A 2,553-nucleotide genomic window follows, 5' to 3' on the forward strand; every position below is an offset into this window, starting at 1 on the left:
AGTAGTCCGCGCCCCAGTCGTCGAGGAAGTCGTCGAACGCCTCGGCGATGGCGACCGACCAGCGATCCGCATTGGGATTCACCGTGTCGATGTCCACCGCGATCTTGTGGGGCACGTCATGCACCAGTTTCCAGTAGGGGAGGAGTGTGCGGTCCCGTGACGCCTGGGCATCGCCGAAGTTCACGTTCGTCTGCCAGCCCGCGCCCTGCGCTTCGAGCTTGCTCTGGTCGTAGGGCAGACCGCCCTCCAACTGGGCTCGCACCTCGTTGATGGTGCGAATGCGCAGCGAGCTATCCAGGATGAAGCGGTTGTAGATGGAGCGGGCGCTCTCCACGTCGCGAATGCGCCGCTGATCGTCGGCGATCTTGAACCCATCACCGGAAGGGGTTTCAGGGAGGGGGGACTTCGAGCCCTTCTTGGTGTTGGGTTTCACTGTTCTCCTTTTACTTCAGGGACGGGAGTTTGCAAGACGGAAGGAACCCAGCACCCCACGGGGTACGGGAGGTCGCGCCCCTCGTCCGAGGCGACTACCACCGAGGCGGGCACCGCGCACTTGGCCTTGAGGCTGCACCCGCAGACCCCGCAGACGTGCAAATCGCCGAAGCGCCGGTCCTCCGGGATGGCCCGATCCACCATGCGGTACAGCGGGGCGCAGCGGCACCCTTGCACCGGCTGGTTCATCGGGCAGGCCGCGCAGGTCTTGCGCCGCGCCTCGTTGACTTCGAGGGGGACGATCTCCCGCCCGCCCATGAGCCAGTCGAGCGCGGCGCGGCTGAAGGCAAGGATCTCCGTGACCGAGGCGGTGCGGGTCAGGTCATGCACCGGCTTCCAGGAGTCGTCCGGCCCTTCCGGCACGCACTCACGGGTGCCCAGCTTCGAGCAGATTTGCCGCTGCACGTCCAAGCGTGCCTGTTCGAGCGAGTCGGGAAAACCGTTATGCTGGCGATGGGTATGCACCTGAGAGACGAGGTCGGCGAGGTTGTCCGCCTTGATGGTCAAGCGAGTCCGTGGCTCAAGGTACTGCCAGCCACAGGGGGGAACGTCGCTAGGATGTCGGAGTTTGGCCATAGCCTTTAGGGTTTTACCCGGAGGAGTTGCTCCTTCTCCTCGGCGGAGAAGAACCTTGGCAGCTTCATGCTGAGCCACCGTTGCAGGGCCGTGAGCGAATCGAAGACGTACTCCTCCCCCTGGAGGCAGGGGGCCGTCGTTACCGATATGGCGTACCCGTTCGAGACTACGCGCAGCGCGAAGCCGTGGATCTTGATATTATCAGCGGTCGTTTCCATGTGTAAATTCTCCTGAGAACCGCGAAGCCGCCTTCCGCGCCAGCTTGCGGCAGTGCGCCCACGAGAGGCGAGAGCTGACCCCGCCGAACTCGGCGAGCATCCCCTTGCGGACCATCAGCTCCCCAAGCTGGCAGAAGGCATCGCCATAGTCGGGGGAACGACCGAGGCGCTTCTTCAGCTCGTCCTTGTTCTCGACGATCATCTTCGCCGAGCCGCCCTGCGTCTTGATCGAGTACTGGCGCGAGGCGAGATCCTCCTTGGTCTTCTTGTCCACTTTGGACAGGCCGCAGAGCATCCCCTCCTTTGCCAGATAGGAGGCACGGAACCACAACTCGCTGGAGAAGTAGAGCACCTGCTCGCTGGCCTTCTTGGCGTCGTTGAGGCGCAGCGGCCGGTCGGTGGTGGCGTCAGAGTAGCTGATGCCCTGCACCTTCGGCGACCAAGTGGTGGTGAGCAGCGAATAGACACCACGCCCCTGCGCTGTGGTATCCATGATGAAGTTCTCGGGCTTCACCCCGGCCTCCTCGCACTTGGCTTTCACCTGCTGGGCGATCTGGTCCTCTTTCAGGATACGGCTTCCCGCATCCGAGATTTGGAGCTTCACCGACTTGGTGGCGGAGCAGCAGGGCTTGCCATCACGGAGCCGGCCGAGATCGGCGAACATGAGCACGCAATCGTCGTGGGTGAACGCCGGGTCGAGAGTGGCTACCTTCTCGGGCGGGAAGTCGAAAGTGGCGGCGGGGGTGGCTTGCTCGATGGTCGCGGAGGGCCACACCTTGTTCACCATGCCGTCGGGCGGTGGGAACCCGAGGACGTACATATACCACTTCACGCTCTGCTCGCCCTCCGTGATGCGGAGGGTCTCGACGTAGGTGGAATCCACGAGTCCGGGGCAGACCACCTTGCGGGCCTTCACGTTGGGGCTGAGGAGAGCGTTGAAGTGGACGCAGACACCCTTCGGTTGCACCGTCTCCCAGAACGCGGTGTTCTCGTCCACGTCCGACCAGCCCTTGCGTGGCATGGCCCAATTCTGACAGTACGCACTGGACCGATCCGAAGGGTTGGTGAGAAGGGCGGTGCGGAAGTCCGGGTCGGCGCGGGCGTTGTCGATGGCCGAGAACAGCACATCGCCCATGTGTTCGCACTCGTCGGCCACGATCCGTCGCCGGGGGGTGTGCTGACCGCGCAGCTTGGTGGCGTTCACGTCGGAGGAATCCGCCGCCACGCCCTGTATCAGAAACTTGTCCACATCCGCCTTCGTCTTGCT

Annotated in this window: 4 protein-coding genes; all 4 read right to left on the reverse strand. The window is 63.7% G+C overall.

Annotated features, from left to right (window positions below):
- A partial coding sequence (locus ABFE16_10795; protein MEN6345781.1) for a hypothetical protein occupies positions 1 to 433 on the reverse strand: 433 nt, incomplete at its 3' end.
- On the reverse strand, positions 430 to 999 hold the full coding sequence (locus tag ABFE16_10800; protein MEN6345782.1) for a hypothetical protein: 570 nt from the start codon (positions 997 to 999) through the stop codon (positions 430 to 432). The genes ABFE16_10795 and ABFE16_10800, both read right to left, overlap by 4 nt.
- 74 nt (positions 1,000 to 1,073) lie before the next feature.
- Entirely contained in the window at positions 1,074 to 1,286 is a 213-nt protein-coding gene (locus ABFE16_10805; protein ID MEN6345783.1) for a hypothetical protein, read from the reverse strand.
- A partial coding sequence (locus ABFE16_10810; GenBank protein MEN6345784.1) for a hypothetical protein occupies positions 1,270 to 2,553 on the reverse strand: 1,284 nt, incomplete at its 5' end. The genes ABFE16_10805 and ABFE16_10810, both read right to left, overlap by 17 nt.

The organism is Armatimonadia bacterium, from assembly GCA_039679385.1.
GTDB lineage: Bacteria > Armatimonadota > Zipacnadia > Zipacnadales > JABUFB01 > JAJFTQ01.

Excerpts from the sequence above, each read along its gene's own strand:
- ABFE16_10805 (MEN6345783.1), bottom strand. The coding sequence starts at position 1,286 with ATGGAAACGACCGCTGATAATATCAAGATCCACGGCTTCGCGCTGCGC.